The sequence below is a fragment of the Streptomyces sp. NPDC001594 genome, from assembly GCF_042893675.1.
Lineage (GTDB): Bacteria > Actinomycetota > Actinomycetes > Streptomycetales > Streptomycetaceae > Streptomyces.
In genome coordinates this window covers 12,916-28,775 of sequence record NZ_JBIAVB010000002.1, presented here as the reverse complement: position 1 = coordinate 28,775, position 15,860 = coordinate 12,916, and the positions used below count along the sequence as shown (strand labels likewise).

General features: G+C 73.3%; 20 protein-coding genes. 6 read left to right on the top strand and 14 right to left on the bottom strand.

The annotated features are described in order from the left end of the window. The first annotated feature begins 5 nt into the window (after positions 1–5). On the top strand, positions 6–941 hold the full coding sequence (opcA, locus tag ACFY0O_RS03590) for a glucose-6-phosphate dehydrogenase assembly protein OpcA (protein WP_388942371.1): 936 nt from the start codon (positions 6–8) through the stop codon (positions 939–941). On the opposite strand, the gene ACFY0O_RS03585 is transcribed toward opcA, so the two are convergent. After that, the gene (locus ACFY0O_RS03585) at positions 887–1,363 is read right to left on the bottom strand and encodes a cupin domain-containing protein (protein WP_358891600.1); all 477 of its coding nucleotides are present in this window, start codon (positions 1,361–1,363) and stop codon (positions 887–889) included. The two genes, opcA and ACFY0O_RS03585, sit on opposite strands and share 55 nt — an antisense overlap. An 84-nt stretch (positions 1,364–1,447) precedes the next feature. Further along, positions 1,448–2,041: an HhH-GPD-type base excision DNA repair protein gene (locus ACFY0O_RS03580; RefSeq protein ID WP_388942368.1), complete on the bottom strand. Its 594-nt coding sequence runs from the start codon at positions 2,039–2,041 to the stop codon at positions 1,448–1,450. A gap of 141 nt (positions 2,042–2,182) precedes the next feature. Here ACFY0O_RS03580 and ACFY0O_RS03575 point away from each other — a divergent pair, with 141 nt between their 5' ends. After that, entirely contained in the window at positions 2,183–3,007 is an 825-nt protein-coding gene (locus tag ACFY0O_RS03575) for a VOC family protein (RefSeq protein WP_388942365.1), read from the top strand. A gap of 68 nt (positions 3,008–3,075) precedes the next feature. On the opposite strand, the gene ACFY0O_RS03570 is transcribed toward ACFY0O_RS03575, so the two are convergent. Beyond that, the gene (locus tag ACFY0O_RS03570; RefSeq protein WP_388942362.1) at positions 3,076–3,279 is read right to left on the bottom strand and encodes a hypothetical protein; all 204 of its coding nucleotides are present in this window, start codon (positions 3,277–3,279) and stop codon (positions 3,076–3,078) included. A 183-nt stretch (positions 3,280–3,462) separates the two neighbouring features. Here ACFY0O_RS03570 and ACFY0O_RS03565 point away from each other — a divergent pair, with 183 nt between their 5' ends. Next, positions 3,463–4,155, top strand: coding sequence for a DUF6882 domain-containing protein (locus ACFY0O_RS03565; protein WP_388942360.1), 693 nt, complete (start codon positions 3,463–3,465; stop codon positions 4,153–4,155). Between the two features lie 25 nt (positions 4,156–4,180). Here ACFY0O_RS03565 and ACFY0O_RS03560 read toward each other — a convergent pair whose 3' ends face one another. Both ACFY0O_RS03560 and ACFY0O_RS03555 read right to left on the bottom strand, forming a co-directional pair. Next, positions 4,181–4,852: a DUF4097 family beta strand repeat-containing protein gene (locus tag ACFY0O_RS03560; RefSeq protein ID WP_388942357.1), complete on the bottom strand. Its 672-nt coding sequence runs from the start codon at positions 4,850–4,852 to the stop codon at positions 4,181–4,183. Between the two features lie 209 nt (positions 4,853–5,061). Next, entirely contained in the window at positions 5,062–5,538 is a 477-nt protein-coding gene (locus ACFY0O_RS03555; RefSeq protein WP_388942355.1) for a MarR family winged helix-turn-helix transcriptional regulator, read from the bottom strand. Positions 5,539–5,609: 71 nt separating this feature from the next. Here ACFY0O_RS03555 and ACFY0O_RS03550 point away from each other — a divergent pair, with 71 nt between their 5' ends. Beyond that, on the top strand, positions 5,610–5,936 hold the full coding sequence (locus ACFY0O_RS03550; protein ID WP_388942352.1) for an HGxxPAAW family protein: 327 nt from the start codon (positions 5,610–5,612) through the stop codon (positions 5,934–5,936). On the opposite strand, the gene ACFY0O_RS03545 is transcribed toward ACFY0O_RS03550, so the two are convergent. From ACFY0O_RS03545 to ACFY0O_RS03530, 4 genes are all read right to left on the bottom strand, one after another. After that, entirely contained in the window at positions 5,926–6,231 is a 306-nt protein-coding gene (locus ACFY0O_RS03545) for a hypothetical protein (RefSeq protein ID WP_388942349.1), read from the bottom strand. The two genes, ACFY0O_RS03550 and ACFY0O_RS03545, sit on opposite strands and share 11 nt — an antisense overlap. A 103-nt stretch (positions 6,232–6,334) precedes the next feature. Continuing rightward, positions 6,335–6,784, bottom strand: coding sequence for a molybdopterin-dependent oxidoreductase (locus tag ACFY0O_RS03540; protein WP_388942346.1), 450 nt, complete (start codon positions 6,782–6,784; stop codon positions 6,335–6,337). Positions 6,785–6,864: 80 nt separating this feature from the next. Next, positions 6,865–9,648 carry a molybdopterin-dependent oxidoreductase gene (locus ACFY0O_RS03535; RefSeq protein WP_388942343.1) on the bottom strand — a complete coding sequence of 928 codons (2,784 nt, stop codon included), beginning with the start codon at positions 9,646–9,648 and terminating at the stop codon, positions 6,865–6,867. Beyond that, the gene (locus ACFY0O_RS03530; RefSeq protein ID WP_388942340.1) at positions 9,645–10,472 is read right to left on the bottom strand and encodes an FAD binding domain-containing protein; all 828 of its coding nucleotides are present in this window, start codon (positions 10,470–10,472) and stop codon (positions 9,645–9,647) included. The genes ACFY0O_RS03535 and ACFY0O_RS03530 overlap by 4 nt, the downstream gene beginning before the upstream one ends. Positions 10,473–10,706: 234 nt before the next feature. Here ACFY0O_RS03530 and ACFY0O_RS03525 point away from each other — a divergent pair, with 234 nt between their 5' ends. Continuing rightward, positions 10,707–12,173, top strand: coding sequence for a PucR family transcriptional regulator (locus ACFY0O_RS03525; protein ID WP_388942337.1), 1,467 nt, complete (start codon positions 10,707–10,709; stop codon positions 12,171–12,173). Positions 12,174–12,183: 10 nt separating this feature from the next. Here ACFY0O_RS03525 and ACFY0O_RS03520 read toward each other — a convergent pair whose 3' ends face one another. Together ACFY0O_RS03520 and ACFY0O_RS03515 are read right to left on the bottom strand one after the other, a co-directional pair. Further along, positions 12,184–12,609, bottom strand: coding sequence for a molybdopterin-binding protein (locus tag ACFY0O_RS03520; protein ID WP_388942335.1), 426 nt, complete (start codon positions 12,607–12,609; stop codon positions 12,184–12,186). A gap of 74 nt (positions 12,610–12,683) precedes the next feature. Next, a complete protein-coding gene (locus ACFY0O_RS03515) occupies positions 12,684–13,241 on the bottom strand; it encodes a hypothetical protein (protein ID WP_388942333.1) in 558 nt (185 codons plus the stop codon). Positions 13,242–13,333: 92 nt separating this feature from the next. On the opposite strand from ACFY0O_RS03515, the gene ACFY0O_RS03510 reads away from it, so the two are divergent. Continuing rightward, on the top strand, positions 13,334–13,846 hold the full coding sequence (locus ACFY0O_RS03510; RefSeq protein WP_388942330.1) for a PadR family transcriptional regulator: 513 nt from the start codon (positions 13,334–13,336) through the stop codon (positions 13,844–13,846). A 7-nt stretch (positions 13,847–13,853) separates the two neighbouring features. Here ACFY0O_RS03510 and ACFY0O_RS03505 read toward each other — a convergent pair whose 3' ends face one another. The 3 genes from ACFY0O_RS03505 to ACFY0O_RS03495 all read right to left on the bottom strand — a co-directional run bounded on the left by ACFY0O_RS03505 (position 13,854) and on the right by ACFY0O_RS03495 (position 15,592). Further along, a complete protein-coding gene (locus ACFY0O_RS03505; protein WP_388942328.1) occupies positions 13,854–14,429 on the bottom strand; it encodes a hypothetical protein in 576 nt (191 codons plus the stop codon). A 97-nt stretch (positions 14,430–14,526) separates the two neighbouring features. After that, on the bottom strand, positions 14,527–14,970 hold the full coding sequence (locus ACFY0O_RS03500) for a luciferase family protein (protein WP_388942325.1): 444 nt from the start codon (positions 14,968–14,970) through the stop codon (positions 14,527–14,529). A 70-nt stretch (positions 14,971–15,040) separates the two neighbouring features. Next, positions 15,041–15,592, bottom strand: a complete 552-nt coding sequence (locus ACFY0O_RS03495) for an NAD(P)H-dependent oxidoreductase (protein ID WP_388942322.1) — start codon at positions 15,590–15,592, stop codon at positions 15,041–15,043. Between the last annotated feature and the right edge of the window lie 268 nt (positions 15,593–15,860).

Sequence of the window (15,860 nt, the reverse complement as noted above, 5' to 3'; positions counted from 1 at the left end):
TGTCCATGCGGACCGAACTGACCGACACCACGTCCAGCAAGATCGACCGGGCCCTGCTCGCGGCCCGGCGCGCCGTGGGCAGCCCCACCATGGGCCTCGTCCTCACCCTCGTCGTCGTCACCGACGAGGAGAACGCCTACGACGCCGTACGCGCGGCCTCCGAGGCCTCGCGCGAGCACCCATGCCGGATCATCGCGGTGATCAAGCGGACGCACCGGGGCCCGGAGCGGCGCCGGCGGACCCGGCTGGACGCCGAGCTGCGCGTGGGCTCGGACGCCGGCTCCGGGGAGATCGTCATCCTGCGCCTGCACGGGGAACTCACCACCCAGGCCGGGTCGATCGTGCTGCCGCTGCTGGTGCCGGACGCGCCCGTGGTCGCCTGGTGGCCGGCCGACGCCCCCGCCGACCCGGCCCGCGACGACCTGGGCGCGCTGGCGCAGCGCCGGATCACCGACGCGCAGGCCGCCGCGGACCCGGTCGGCGTGCTGGCCGAACGGGCGACGGCCTACGCCCCCGGCGACACCGACCTGGCCTGGACCCGGCTCACGCCGTGGCGTTCGCTGCTGGCCTGCGCCTTCGACCAGAACACCTCGCGGGTGACCGCCGCAGCCGTGGAGAGCGAGGCCGACAACGCCAGCGCCGAGCTGCTGGCGCGCTGGCTGGAGGACCGCCTCGGCGTGCCGGTGGCCCGGGTGGCCACCGCCGGGCCGGTCATCACCCGGGTCCGGCTGGAGACCGGCGCCGGCGAGGTCGTGGTGGACCGGCCCACCGGTTCGCTGGCCACGCTGGTCCTGCCGGGCTGGCCGGACCGGAAGGTCGCGCTCAAGATCCGCAGCACGGCGGAGCTGATCGCGGAGGAGCTGCGGCGCCTGGACGCCGACGAGGTCTACGCCTCGGCGCTGCGCAGCAGGCGGCCCGCCCAGGCCTCGCTTTCGGCGTAGTGGTTGTCGTAGGTGGGCTGGCTGTCGATGATGTCCTGGACGGTGGCCTCGCCCGCGTGCACCCGGCCGAGCAGGCGGTAGTAGTCGAAGCGGGCCATGCCGGGGGTGAACCCGACGAACACCTCGGCGGTGTGGCCGGCGGCGGGGGCGAAGGCGTGCTTCACCCCGGGGGCGATGCTGATGAAGTCGCCCTTGGAGAGGGTGTGGACCTCGTCCCCGACGAGCACGTCGAGCCTGCCGTCGGTGACGTGGAAGAACTCGGTGGCCTTGGTGTGGAAGTGCACCGGGGCACCGGCGGCGCCCACCTCGAAGGTGGCCGTGTTGCAGGTGAGTTCCGGGGTGTCGGTGAGCAGGGTGATGACGCTGCCGGGGGCGTCGCTGACGCGCTCGGCGGTGGTGGCGCGGGTGAGGTTCTCGGTCATCCGGCCGACGTTACGCGACCCCGCGCGCGGGCGCCCCGCCACGGCGGACGGTCCGTCAACTAGGCCTCGGTACAAGGGGTCCTGCTAGCCGGCTCCCTTCGCGGCCTTGGCGGCGGCCTTCGCCGCCTGCTTGTACTCGCGGACCTTCGCCAGGGACTCCGGGCCGGTGATGTCCGCCGCCGAACGGTGGACGTTCGCGGGGCCGTAGCCCCCGGCCGCCTCGCGCCAGCCCTTCGGCCGGACCCCGTACCGCTTCCCCAGGAGGGCCAGGAAGATCTGCGCCTTCTGCTCCCCGAAGCCCGGCAGCGCCTTCAGCCGCGCCAGCAGCTCCGCTCCCGTCCCCGCGTCCGCCCAGACCGCCTCCGCGTCCCCCGCGTAGTGCTCCACCAGGTACGCGCACAGCTGCTGGATCCGCTTCGCCATCGACCCCGGGTACCGGTGCACCGCCGGCTTCTGCGACAGCAGTGCGGCGAAGGCCTCCGGGTCGTAGGCGGCGATGGCGTGGGCGTCCAGGTCGTCGGCGCCGAGGCGCTGCGCGATCGTCCAGGGACCGGAGAACGCCCACTCCATCGGCACCTGCTGGTCCAGCAGCATCCCGGTGAGCGCAGCCAGCGGGCTGCGGGCGAGCAGGGCGTCGGCCTCGGGCTGCTGCGCGAGCCGGATGGTGATGTCGTCCATGCCCCCAGCCTCTCCCGTGACCGCACCCCACGCCCCTTCGGCGCGCGGTTGTCAGACCCCCGCCCTAGCGTGGGAGGGACGTACGAGCCAGACGACACACGCCAGACGACACACGCGAAACGACACAGGAGTCGATCGACCATGGCCGAGTTCCCGGAAGGCACCCCCTGCTGGGTGGACGCGATGTTCACCGACGTGGAGGCCGCCAAGGAGTTCTACGCCGATGTACTGGGCTGGACCTTCGGCGAGGCCACCAGCGAGTACGGCAACTACACGCAGGCGTACTCCGGCGGCAAGGCGGTCGCGGCCGTCGTCCCGCCGATGCCGGGCGCCGACGCCCCCTCCCAGTGGTGCCTGTACTTCGCCTCGGACGACGCCGCCGCCACCGCCGAGAAGATCAAGGCCGCGGGCGGCACGCTGATGATGGAGCCGATGCAGGTCGGTACGTTCGGCACGATGGCGATCGCCAAGGAGCCCAGCGGAGCGGTCTTCGGCGTCTGGCAGCCGGGCGAGCACAAGGGCTTCGAGAAGCTGGGCGAGGCCGGCTCGTACGCCTGGGCCGAGCTCTACACCCGTGAGCCCGGCGCGGCCGATCCGTTCCTGGAGCGGGTCTTCCCGTACGAGTCCCGGCAGATGGAAACCGGCGGGGCCGAGTGCGACGATCCGGCCGCGGCCGGGATGGACTTCAAGATCTTCAGTGTGGGTGGCGCCGACCACCCGGTGTTGGGCCGGATGAAGATGGGCGACGAGTTCCCGCCGCAGGTCCCGTCCTACGTCCAGGTCTACTTCGGCGTTCCCGACTGCGACCTGGCGGTGGAGAAGACGAAGGCGCGGGGCGGGCAGCTGTACTTCGGCCCGATGGACAGCCCCTTCGGCCGCTTCGCCGCGCTCGGCGACCCGCAGGGCGCGGTGTTCGCCGTGATCGACATGGACACGCGGGTCGGGGAGATGCCGGAGTTCGCCTGACGGGGCGCAGGGCGGTACGGGGCCCGGGCGCCCGTGACCCCCGGCCGGGGCACGGGCGCCCGGGTGTCTCAGTTGACCCCGTAGACCACGTACGCCGGCTGCACCAGCGGTACGGCGGGCCACAGCAGCGGGGCGGGGGCCAGGGTGAGGACGAGGGGATAGCCGGCCGGCGGCGGGAAGGGGACGGAGTTCTGCGCGGCCTGAGCGGGAATGCAGGTCAGGAGGCCGGCACCGAGAGCGAGCGCCGCGGCGGCGGCGATGTTCTTGATCATGCGTGCAGAGATAGTGGCTGTGAGTGACCCCCCGCCAGCCGAGGACACGCCGCGTCACCCGTCTGCCGGAACCGGTTCACCGCAGAAAGGTTTGCCCGGTGCGGCCTTCACCCTGATGGGAGGCGCCCGTCCGGGGCCCGGCCCCGGCGGTGGGCGGACCCGGGGGTTCGTAGGGTTCGGCGCATGACGAATCGTTTCAGTGATGCCTTCCTGCTTGAGGCCGAGCGGCATGCCGCCTGGGGTGCGGAACAGCTCCAGGTGCTCACCTCCTTCCTCCCCGAGGGCCCGTGGACCGCCGAGTTGTCCTCCTGCACCTACCAGCAGGGCGGGCTGGAGCTGCGGGTCGCCGTGCTCGGGACGTACGACGGGGACGAGCGGTCCTGGATGTGGGGCTGGGCCAACCCGGGCTGGCAGGGTGCCGAGGTGGTCGCCCTGACGGAGGCCGTCGGGCGGTACGGGCGGGCGCACGGGATACCCGAGCTGGCCGAAGGGCTCGTCGACCTGTCCGGGTTCGACGACCCGCACCGGGCGGCCGAGATGCTCGCCTTCACCGGCATGGGCGTGGCCGGAGCCCCTGGCTACCTGGGGCAGATGGCGGGGCCGGGCACGAGGGTCTACTTCCTGCCCGACGACCCGCGGGTCCCGCGGGCCGGTCTGGAGCCGGTGACCCTGCCGCGGGTCCTGCTCACCGGCGCGGGGCTGATCGGCCACTCGGCCCCGCAGGTCGTCCGGGGGTTCTTCGAGTACCACCGGGTGCCGCACCGGGTGGAGGCCGACCGGATCGTGGCCGAGCTGCCGGACGGGAACACGGCCGAGGTGGGGTTCGACGGCCTCGGGCGGATCTCCGGCGTGGGGGTCGACCGGATCGGCCGGTGACCGGGTGGGCCACCCCGCCGCCGGCTCAGTTGCTGCGGGCGGTGATGTCGCCGTAGGCGGTGGTGGCGCGGAGGGTGAGGGCGGCCGCGGAGCCGTCGGTGTTGTTCAGGGCGTTGTGGATGCGGCCGTAGCCGGTGCCGGCGTCGAGGGTGGCGGAGACCCCGCGGGCGGTGCCGATGGTGATGTCGCCGTGCTGGGTGGTGAGGGTGACGGCTCCCTTGGCGGCCTCGGCGACGGTGATGTCGCCCTTCTGGGTGCTGATCTCCGCGGGCCCGTTCAGCCGGCCGAGCACGACGTCACCGGCCTGGACGGTCAGCCGCGCGGAGGTGGCCTCGTCCAGCTTGACCTGGGCCTGCGCGCCCTCGAAGACGACCGCCCCGAGCCGTCCGACGCCCCGGAGGTCGGCCGCGGCCGCCTTCGCCTCGACGTGGGAGCCGGCGGGCAGCTGGACGGTCACCTCGACGGCGCCGGAGCTGCCGAGGAGGCGGTTCTTCGCGGGGGCGGCCGCGATCCGCAGGACGCCCTCGCGGAAGTCCACGGTGATCTGCTCGGCCGCTCTCACGTCGCGGCTCTTGGCGGGGTTGGCCGGGCGGACTTCGACGGTGGCGTCGGAGCGGTCCGCGGCGATCAGCTGGACGCGTCCGGCCGGGATGTCGAGGACGGCCGAGACGGGGGCGGTGACGGCGAACTTCTGCATCGTGGTCTCCTGCGCTGGGCGGTTGCTCTGCCGTGTTTCTGACATGGGAAACGCTATGTTGCGTTCAGGGTCATGGCAACAGCGAGGTGCGGTGAAGTGGCGTATGCGCAGGTCATGAGTGGGAAATCGTTGCAGTGGGTCTGTGGTTTAACGCAACGGACTCCCTGGTTTGTTGCAATGGGGTGGAGTGAACGCCACGCCCCCGGGGCTCAGGGCCCGCAGGACTCCTCGAGGTAGGCCGCGGCCAGGGCGCCGGCGCGCGTGAACCAGTCGTTCAGTACCGCGACCTCCTGCGGGCTGTACGTCGCGAACAGCTGCGCGAGGAGCGCGTAGTACGGCTCGTACACGTCACGGACGCGCTGCGCGGCCTCGGGCACGGCGACCACGCGCACGCGGCGGCCGTCGGCGGGGTCGGGCTGCCGGGTCACGTACCCGCCGCGCTCCAGCCGGTTGACGATGCCGGTCACGGCGCCGGTGGTGACGTGCGCGCGGGCGGCGAGGTCGCCGGCGCTGACGGGGGCGTCCCCGGCCTGGAGGACGTACGCGAAGCAGATGAGGTCCGTCGGGCTGAGGCCCAGGTTCTTCGCGAACTCCTGCTGCGCCACCATGCTCGTCGCGATCAGGTCGTCCATCGCGCCGATCGCGGCCGGAACGGACGCGTCGGGGCGGTCCGTGCTGCCCTCCATTGAAAATCCCTTAGCGCCTAAGATAAATTGCTTACCGACTAAGACACATCATAGGTCGACAGGGGTGACGTATGAGCGCGCACGGATACGACGAGGGCCACACGGTCGCCGGCTGGTCGGGGACCGCCGTCGCCTGCGCCGGGGCCGCGGTGACCGGCCTGGGGGTGTGCGCCTGGACGCCCGGCATATGGATCGGGATCGCCGTGATGGCGGCCGCCGCCGTGCTCACCTGGGTGCTGCACCTGGCGGGCTGGGGCAAGGGGCCCGGCCCGCGCGCCGAGGAGCACTGGCCCATGGGCGCCCGCGACCACACCGCGCGCGAGGGGCACGCCGAGTGCCTCGGGTGCCGCATGGCCGGTCGGCGGCCCGCCGTCGCCGCCGGGGCGCTCACTCGATGAAGAGGCTCCGGCCCTTGCCCACGGCGGTCGCGCCCGGGTCGATCTGCTGGGTCACCTGGCCGTCGCAGTCCGTCCCGGACCACACCCACGCCACCTCGTCCGTGAGGTTGGAGACCTTCGGCGGCGCGAAGTCGCCCAGCCGGTAGCAGCCCGACGGGTCCTCGTGGTCGGTCCCGTCGACGGTCAGGGTCCCCGCCGCCGCCTGCGCCGTGCCCGCGGGGGTGGCCAGCGCCAGCAGCGCCGCCGCCGCGCACGCACCGAGGGCCTTCCCCGCGCGTCGTGCCGTTCGCCTCATCCGTCCGCCCGCCTTCCGACCCGCGCCACCAGCTGTCGTCGCCGATGGTAGCGAGCGGTCGCGCAGTGTGACGGCCTCTGCGGCGGCGGGGCGGGGCGCGTGTTCAGACGCCGATCAGCGCCGGGACGTCCAGGGTGCCGAACCAGACGTGGGTCACCGCGCTGACGTACCGGGCGCCGCAGCGGTCGGACGGGACGACCAGTTGGCTGCCCGCGCCGTCGAGCTCCTCGCCGTCCAGGCGGGTGGCCAGCAGCACCGGGCTCCCGCAGAAGTCGTCGTCGAGCTCCGCCCAGGACAGGACGGTGTGGTGGCCGTCGCCGCCGCTGACCGCGAGGAGGTAGCGGCCCCGGTCCTTGCGGCGGCGAGCGTCGAAGACGGGCCCGGCGCCCGAGATGACGTCCCGCAGCAGCACTCCCTCGAAGACGTGGTGCTGCGGGCCGTTCGTCGCGCAGTCGAAGACGACCCTCGCCCGGCGCTGCGGCCATCGCCGCAGGTCGGCGACGGTCAGTCTGGCGGGGTGGTCGAGGTCGCCGTGCAGCAGGAGTGAGGCCATGGACCAGTCATGCCCCGCTGGAGGTGCGACGGAACCCCATCTGCCAGGTTGAGAGGGTCCTATGAGTCGCACCTGTGTGATCAGTCGTCGCTTCCGCCTTGCAGCTTCTGATGGATGGCCCGCCACACCACATCACGTGTCACCGGCAGCTCGGTGAAGCGGATGCCCGTCGCGTTCCGCAGGGCGTTCGTGAAGGCCGGGGCCACCGGGTTGAAGGGGCTCTCGCTCATGGACTTGGCGCCCAGCGGGCCGATCGCGTCCGAGGTCTCCATGAAGTGGACCTCCGTGCGCGGGACGTCCGCGTACTGCGGGAGCCGGTAGCGGCGGAAGGCGGCCGTGGTGACCTCCCCGCGGTCGTCCACCCGTACGGTCTCGAACAGCGTGGCGCCCAGCGCCTGGGCCACACCGCCCTCCACCTGGCCCCGGCACTGCATCGGGTTCACGACCTTGCCCGCGTCCGCCGCGTGCACGCTGCGCAGGATCCTCATCTCGCCCGTGTCCGGATCCACGGCCAGGCGGAACCACTGGGCGTTGAAGGCGACCGAGCGCGGGGAGCCGCCCCAGTGGCCGTCCGCCGCGATCTCCTCCGGCGTGCCCCGGTCCCAGGCGGCCTCGTACAGCTCCTTGAGGGTGACGACCCGGCCCGCGCAGTCGAAGGCCTCGGCCTCCAGCCTGCACAGGTGCCGGGCCACGCCGGTGTGGCGGGCGGCGAAGCTCTTCAGGCGCTCGGCCAGCGAAGTGGCCGCGAGCAGCACCGCCTTGCCCGCCACCACCGTCCCGGCCGAACCGAACGCGCCGGTGTCGTGGCGGACCACGTCGGTGTCGGACTGGCGGACGGTGATCCGGTCGACCGTGGTGTTCAGGGCGCCCGCGGTGATCTGCTTGTGGACGGTGGTGGTGCCGTTGCCGAACTCCGCCGTACCCACCGCGATGTCGTACGTGCCGTCGCGCAGCAGGCTGACCCGGGCGTCGGCGAAGTGGCCGCCGGGCGGCCCGGTCGCGATCATGGCGACGGCCGATCCGGTGCCGGTGAGCCAGCCCTCGGGGACGTCCTCGTGGCTGCGGTCCTCGGCCTCGGCCCGGCGGACGACGTCCACGCACTGCTTCATCCCGTACGAGGCGATGAAGAGGTCCTCCTCGTGGCCGATCGGGGTCACCATGTGGTCGCCGGGGCCGATCACGTTCTTCTCGCGCAGGGCGAGGGGGTCCATGCCGAGGCGCAGGGCGAGCTCGTCCATCACCGATTCGAGGGCGAACAGGACCTGGCCCAGGCCGTAGCCGCGGAAGGCGCCCGCCGGCACGGTGTTGGTGTAGACGGAGTACGCCTCCACCTCCTTGTTCGGCGCCTTGTAGACGACGAAGGACTCGCCCGCGCTGTGGAACATGACGGCCGGGCCGTGGTTCCCGTAGGCGCCCGTGTTGGAGACGATGCGGATGCGCAGGGCGGTGAGCGTGCCGTCCTTCTTCGCCCCGATCTTGACGGTGATCTTGAACGGGTGGCGGGTGGTGGCCCCGTAGAACTGCTCGGCCCGGGTGAACTCGAGTTTCACCGGGCGGCGCAGCCTCAGGGCGGCGAGGACCACGACGTCCTCGGTGAGCATCTCCTGCTTTCCTCCGAAGCCGCCGCCCACGCGGCCCGCGACGACGCGGACCTCGTCCTCGTCCAGGTCGAACAGGGCGCACAGCGCCCGCCGGGTGAGGAACGGGGCCTGGGTGGAGGTGCGGACGGTGACGCGCTCGCCGTCGCCCTGCTCCTTGGGCTCGAAGTACGCCACACAGCCGTGGGTCTCCAGGCTGGCGTGCTGCACGCGCTGGGTCCGGAAGGTCTCCTCGTGGACGACGTCCGCCTCCGCGTAACCCTGCTCCATGTCGCCGATCGTGCCGTGGACCTCGCCGCACACGTTGTTCTCGGCGCGGAAGATCCCCGACTCGGGGCCCTTGGGATGCAGGACCGGCGCGCCGGGCAGCATCGCCTCCTCCGGGTCGACGACGTACGGGAGTTCCTCGTACGTGACGGCCACGCGCCGGCAGCCCTCCTCGGCGGCCTGCTCGCTGTCGGCGACCACGGCGGCCACGCGCTGGCCGACGAAGCGGACCACGTCGTCCAGGACCCGGGTGTCCATCGGGTCCTCGGTGGGGTGCTCGTGGCGGGCCGAGGAGTACAGGTGGTCGGGGGCGTCGTGGTGGGTGAAGACCGCGTGCACGCCCGGGACCTGGAGGGCCTCGCGGATGTCGATGTCGACGATGCGGGCGTGCGGGTGCGGGGAGCGCAGCAGCTTCATGTGCAGCATCCCGGGCACCTCGACGTCGAAGGTGTAGCGGGCGGTGCCGGTGACGACCTGCGGGCCGGCCGGGGCCCCGGGGCTGCGGCCGACGGCCTGGCCGGCCTCGGGCTCCTCGATGTGCCGGACCCCGCGGACGGCGTCCTCGATGGCCCGGTAGCCGGTGCAGCGGCAGATGTTGCCCTTGAAGGCGCGCGGGAGGTCGTCGAGCTTGCCGTCGTCGTGGGCGGTGCCCCGCTCGGCCTGGAGGGCGGAGGTGGTCATCAGGAAGCCGGCGGTGCAGAAGCCGCACTGGAAGCCCTGGGCCTCCAGGAACTGCTTCTGCGCCGGGTGGAGCTCGCCGCACGGGGAGGCGAGGCCCTCGACGGTGGTGACGGAGCGGCCCTCGGCGCGGACGGCGGGGTAGAGGCAGCTGTGCACCGGCTGCCCGTCGACGTGGACGGTGCAGGCCCCGCAGTCGCCCTGGTCGCAGCCCTTCTTGACGCCGAACCAGCCGCGTTCGCGCAGGTAGGTGCGCAGGCACTGGCCCGCCCGCGGCTCGTCCTCGAAGCGCTGCTCGTTGATCTCGATCTCGTAGCTCATCGGGGTCCCTCCGGGAGGCGGAGTTCGCGGCGGACCTGCTCGGCCTGGAGCAGGGCCATGTGCCGCCGCCACTCGGGCAGTCCGTGGATGTCGTCGAACCATTCGCCGGGGCGGACGGCGGAGTCGATCGCCCCGCGGAGTTCGGCCGCGGTGGGCGGCAGCGCGAACCAGAAGCGGAACGGGCGGGTGGTCGCCGCGGAGACGGTGACGGCGAGGGAGCCGTCCTGGGGGTCGGCGGCGCCGATCACCAGGGAGCCGGAGCGGCCGAGGCCGTAGAGGGAGGCCTGGCGGAACGCCGTTCGGGCCTCCAGCGCACGGGCGGGCAGGCGCACCGAGCGCAGCATCTCGCCGTCGCGCAGGTCCTTGACGCCCGCGCCGCGGATGAACTCGGTGACGGGCATGCGGCGGGTGGCGCCGTCCTGGCCCTGGAGCAGCACGGTGCCGTCGAGGGCGGCGGTCAGGGAGATGACCGGGCCGGCCGGGAGGCCGTTGCAGAGGTTCCCGCCGACGGTGGCCATGTTCCAGATCTTGAAGCTGGCCAGGAAGGCCCGGCAGCACTGTTCGAAGAGCGGGGCGGCGGGGGCGGTCAGGCGGCGTCCGAAGCGGGACAGCTCGGTGATGGTGCAGGTAGCGGCGATGTCGAGCGAGCCGTCGGGCTGCCAGGACAGCGGCGGCCAGCCCATCCGGGACAGGTCGACCAGCCGTCGGACGTGGGGCTGCGGCTCGGAGAACAGGTAGGTGCCCCCGCCGAGGAAGGCGTCGCCGGGGCGCCAGGGTTCGCGGCGGCGGGCATCGCGCACGTCGAGCACCGTGTTGAGGTCCATTTCGCGCCACCAGCCTCTCTGTCGTCCGGGGCGTACGCCTCAGTGAAGCAATGGCGAAGGGGGCGAAACGACTGGTCCAGGCCACGGAAACGAACGACTCCCGGCAGGGCGGCCCTGGATGATTCGCCAAGGGGCACAGACAGGGCATACGCGGGCGCCGCCTTGCATTTACGATGAGGTTTCTCGTATTCACCTGGCGAATGTGGGCGACCCCCACCGCAAGGAGTCCTTGCCATGCACGTCCTCGACCTGCTCCAGTCCGACAACCTCGGCCTCACCCTGCTCTGGGGCGAAGAAGCGCTTCTCGGCCAGGAGGTCAGCGGGGTCACCGCCACCGACCTCGAAGACCCGGGCCGCTTCCTGGGGCCCGGCGAGCTCGTACTGAGCGGGCTGGTCTGGTGGACGGACGGCGACCTGGGGAAGGCGGACCGGTTCGTCTCCGCCCTCGCCGACGCCGGGGCCACCGCCCTGCTGGCCGGCGAGGAGACCCACGGGCGGGTCCCCGAGGCCCTCGTGGAGGCCTGCCGCTCGTACCGGGTGCCCATCGTGGCCGTCCCGGCGCGGACCAGCTTCCGGGCCGTCACCGAGGCCGTGTACCTCAGGCATTGGGGAGACCTCAGCCGCCGGCCCACCCGCACCTTCGCCCTCCCCGCCAACGTGCGCGCCGAGCTGAGCCGGCTGCTGGAGAACGGCGCCGGGCCCGGCGAACTGCTGGAGCGGGCCTGCGCGCACCTGGGCCGGGTGGACTGCCACCTGCTCACCGTGAGCGGGCGCACCGTGGCCCGGACGCCCTCCGCCGCGGCGATCCCCGCCCAGCGGGCGGCGTCCCCTTCGCGGGGCGGGCTCACGCTGCGCGTCGAGGCCGACGGCTCCCCGTACGACGCCTGGCAGCTCCACGTCCCCGACGCGGACGCGGCGCCCCCGCGCGTGCTGCACGAGATCGCCGAGGTGCTGGCCCAGCACCGCGACGGGCCCGCCCACCGCCGGACCGCCGCCGCCCGGGCGGCCGGACGGGAGCTGGCCGCGCTGCTGGCGGCCGACTGCGAACCGGCCGCGCTGGAGGAGGCCCTCACCGCCGCGGGGCTGCCGGCGGGCGGGCCGTACCGGGTGCTGGCGGCGACCTCCGGCCCGGCCCTGGCCGAGGCCCTCGCGCACGCGGACGGGCTGCCGTGGGCGCTGGGCGAGGCGCCCGGCGGCGAAGCCGTGGCCGTCCTGTACGAGGACCCCCTCGCGGAGACCGACACGGTGGCCGGGCTGCGCGCCCTGTGGCCGCTGCTCCAGGTCTGCGGCGGCCCGGAGGCCGACCTGCGCCTGGGCGCGGGCGCCGTCGCGGTCGGCCCGGAGGACCTGCGGGCCTCCCTGACCCAGGCCCGCTTCGCGCTGACGGCCGCCGACGCGGCCGCCCCCGTGCGGGGCGTGGAGCAGCTGGACACCCTGGGCGGGCTGATGGCCGGGGTGCCCGAGGAGGTCCGGGCGGTGTTCGGCGAGCGGGTGCTGGGCGCGCTCGGGGACGGGATGCTGCGCGAGACCCTGGAGGTCTTCCTGGCCAACAACTGCTCCTGGGCCCGGACCGCGCAGGCGCTCCACCTGCACGTCAACACCGTGCACTACCGGATGGAACGGGTGCAGGTCCTGACCGGCCGCGACCTCTCCCGCCTGGACCACAAGCTGGACCTGTACGCGGCCCTCCGCTGCCGCTGAACCAAGCCCGCTACGCCCCGCCGGGGCCCCTGGGGGTGAGGGGCACGTCCACGTACACCTCCGTCGACTTCACCCGGGCGGTGACGCTGGCGCCCACCTCGATGCCCAGCTGCTCCACCGACTCCCGGGTCACCACGGAGACGATCCGGTGCGGACCCGACTGGATCTCCACCAGGGCCGCCACGTCGTCCACCCGTACCGCGGTGACGATCCCCGCGAAGGAGTTCCGTACGGAGGTGGCCGCGGCACGCTCGGGCAGCGGGTGCAGTCCGGCGGCGCGTTCCTTGGCGAAGGCGGCGAGCACCGGCCCCTCGACGGCCCGCGTCCCGTCGGGCGCGCGCAGGGCGGGCAGCCGCCCGGAGTCGGCCCAGCGGCGGACGGTCTCGGGACTCACGCGCAGCAGAGCGGCGGCCTGACCGATCGAGTACGTGGGCACCCGCCCACCCTATCGGCGGGCCCCCCGACCGGCCCGGGACGCGGCACTCACACGGCCCCGCGCGCCGTCGCCGCTCACCGGGCGGCGGCGGCCCCCGCCTGGAGCGAGGCGACGTAGCGGGAGGTGAAGAGCATCGGCAGGACGAACCCGGCGGCCTGCACGGCCGTGGCCGCCGTCGAATGCCCCTGGCCCGCGTGGGCGAGCAGCGCGAGGCCCCCGGCGGTCAGGGCGAAGGCGGCCGTCCAGACGCCGGTGATGACCGTGTTGGCCCGGACGAAGGGCCGCAGCCCCCAGACCTCGCGCGGGGTGGTCCGCTTGGCGATGCCCAGCGTGAACGGCCGGCGGATCAGCAGGGAGACCGCGGCGACCAGGGCGAGGACCCCGGAGGAGAGGGCCGCCGAGTAGCCGTGCACGCCCGAGTGCCGGTCGGCGAACGCGATGCCCGCCAGGGCCGCGAAGAAGACCGCCGAGCCCGTCTCGATGATCAGCGCGTCGAACCCGGCCCCTTCGCGGCGCTGCTGGACGATCACCGCCGCCGCGGCCACCAGCGCGGCGAGCGCGCCCCACTGCCACTGGGCGGACGGGACGACCGCGAAGACGATCCACGGCAGGAAGGTGCGTACGTACGACATCGAGGACCCCCGGGCTGACATTCCTGTTCTGACATGTCGAAGTTAGACCTTCCATAACTGACATGTCAATGGTGGAAGGTAAGGTGAGCGGTATGAGCCTTCGACACGCCCTCCTCGGACTCCTCTCCGAGCGCCCGGCCAGCGGCTACGACCTGCTGAAGCGCTTCGAGACCTCCCTGGCCAACGTCTGGCCCGCCACCCAGAGCCAGATGTACGGCGAACTGGCCAAACTCGCCGCCGCCGGCCTGATCGGCGTCTCGGCGGAGGGTCCGCGCGGCCGCAAGGAGTACGCCCTCACGGACGAGGGCCTGGCCGAACTGCGCCACTGGCTGACGGAGACCAAGCCGCAGCGCAACACCCGCAGCGACGTCCTGCTGCGGGTCTTCTTCCTCGGGGTCCTGCCCGCGGAGCAGGCGAGCGCCTACCTGACCGGCCTGATGGAGCTCTCCGACCAGGAGTACGAGGCCCTGCGCGCCCTGGAGCGGTCGATCGACTGGGGCGAGGACACGCTCTCGGTGCACGGCCGGATCGCCCTGGAGTACGGCCTCCGCTTCAACGCGATGCGCCGCGACTGGGCCCGCTGGGCCGCCGCCCAGCTCGGCTAGATACGGTTCAGAACTTGCCGCCCACCACGACGAGGCGGTGGCCGCCCAGCGCGCGGCCGAACCGGTCGAGGAACGCGGGGCTGAAGGCGGGCCAGTCCCAGAACTCGAAGCCCAGGTGGCCGAAGGCGTGGTAGTCGTCCTCCCAGCGCCAGGCGGCGAGCTCGCCCTCCCGTCCGCAGCCCGGGCAGGCCACGACGGCCCGCCCGGTCGCCCGCCAGGCGGCGACGGCGGCGTCGAACGGCTCCCACGCCGCCTCGATCCGGTCCCAGTCCTCGGTGGCGAGCTGCACCCGGCCCGCGCAGTGGGGGCAGGCGGCGTACCTGGGCTCGCCCTGCCCGCCGTGGAAGACGGTCCGCCCCGTCTCGATGCGAAGGCCGTCGGTGGGCTCCCAGTCGGCCTCCTCGACGGCCGTGGCCCAGCGGTCCCCGGGCGGATGCCCGAGCGGCGCCCCCAGCACACAGGGCGTCCGCTCGGCCCGCACGATCCCCTCCCGCACGAGCCAGTCGAGCCCGAGGGAGGCGAGCTGCCGGGCGTCGGAGGACGTGGCGTCGAGGTCGACGACGGTCTGGAAGTGGCTGCCCATGGAGAAGACGGTAGAAGACCCGGGGAAGACGGCGAACGGAAGGGGGGCCGGACCGCGACAGCGGTTCGGCCCCCCTTCACACGGTGGAGCGTGTGCGTTACTTCGCGCCCATCGCGTACCGGTACGAGAACTGGATGATCTCCCAGACCGTCTCCAGCTCCGCCGCCGTCCTCGGCCCGTACACGAGCACCACGGCCTGCACCGGGTGGTGCACGCCCCAGCCCGCGGCGATCACGTCCTCCTCGGCCTCCTTCGGAAGCGTGAGGTGGAGCGAGCCGTCGTGGTGGGGGTGGATGTGGGCCCACTCCCTACCGCGCTGGAAGGCCTCGGCCGGGCCCGTTCCGATGCCCTCCGGGATGAAGAGGGACCGGGCGTGCGGGACCGAGACCAGCGTGGGGGCCATGTAGACGAACGGCAGCGCGCGCATCCGTCCCCACAGCTCCTCCTGGAGCATGATCGGGGAGATCTGCGAGCCCTGGCCGTGCGGGGCCGGGCCGAAGACCCGCGGGGCCGCCCCTTCACGGGGGGTCAGGGTGAGCATGGCGGTGTTCCTTTCCGGCCGGTGACCCGGCGGCAGCGTGAAGTTCCCGCAGGGCTGCGGCGGGTGGGCGTCAGGCGTTCGCCTTGGTGGCGAGCTGCTCGAGCACCCCGAGGACCGCGGTGGCGACCTCGGTGTCGTCGCCGGGGTGGGTCTCGGCGAAGCGGGTGACGGAACCGGCGACCGAGAGCTTGGCCTCCTCGAGGACCGCACCGCCGGCGATGCCGGCCGACTTGCGGGCCTCGTCCTGGGCCCACACGCCGCCGTAGCTGCCGAAGGCGGTACCGATGACGGCGACCGGCTTGCCGGTGATGGCGCCGGTGCCGTACGGGCGGGACAGCCAGTCGATCGCGTTCTTCAGCACGGCGGGGATGGTGCCGTTGTACTCGGGGGAGACGAGCAGGAGCGCGTCGGCCCCGGCCACCGCCGCCCGCAGGTCGGCCGCCGCCGCGGGGACGGAACCCTCGACGTCGATGTCCTCGTTGTAGAAGGGGATGTCCGCGAGACCCTCGTGGATCTCGACGGAGACGTGGCCGGGCGCGTGCTTGACGGCCGCCTCGGCGAGTTGACGGTTGTGCGAGCCGGCCCGGAGGCTGCCGACGAGGGCGAGGACGCGCACGGTCATGATCGGACTCCTTGATGAGAGACGCTGCAGGGCGGATGCCGCGGCGGACACCGCGATCCCGGTCCCGACGGTAGGGGCGCGCGCCGGAGGGCTGCCTGAGCGCCGCTTGAGGACCAGGTCACGGCGGGTGCCGCGACCCGGTCCCGACCGTAGGCGGGGGAGGCCGCCGGGCGGATCAGTAAGGTTTCTGGCAGCGGCTACGTAAGTCCGCCGGGACCGGCGGGGGTTGCCTGCGTACCCCCGCCGGAGGGCGGCGGGGGCGGCAGGG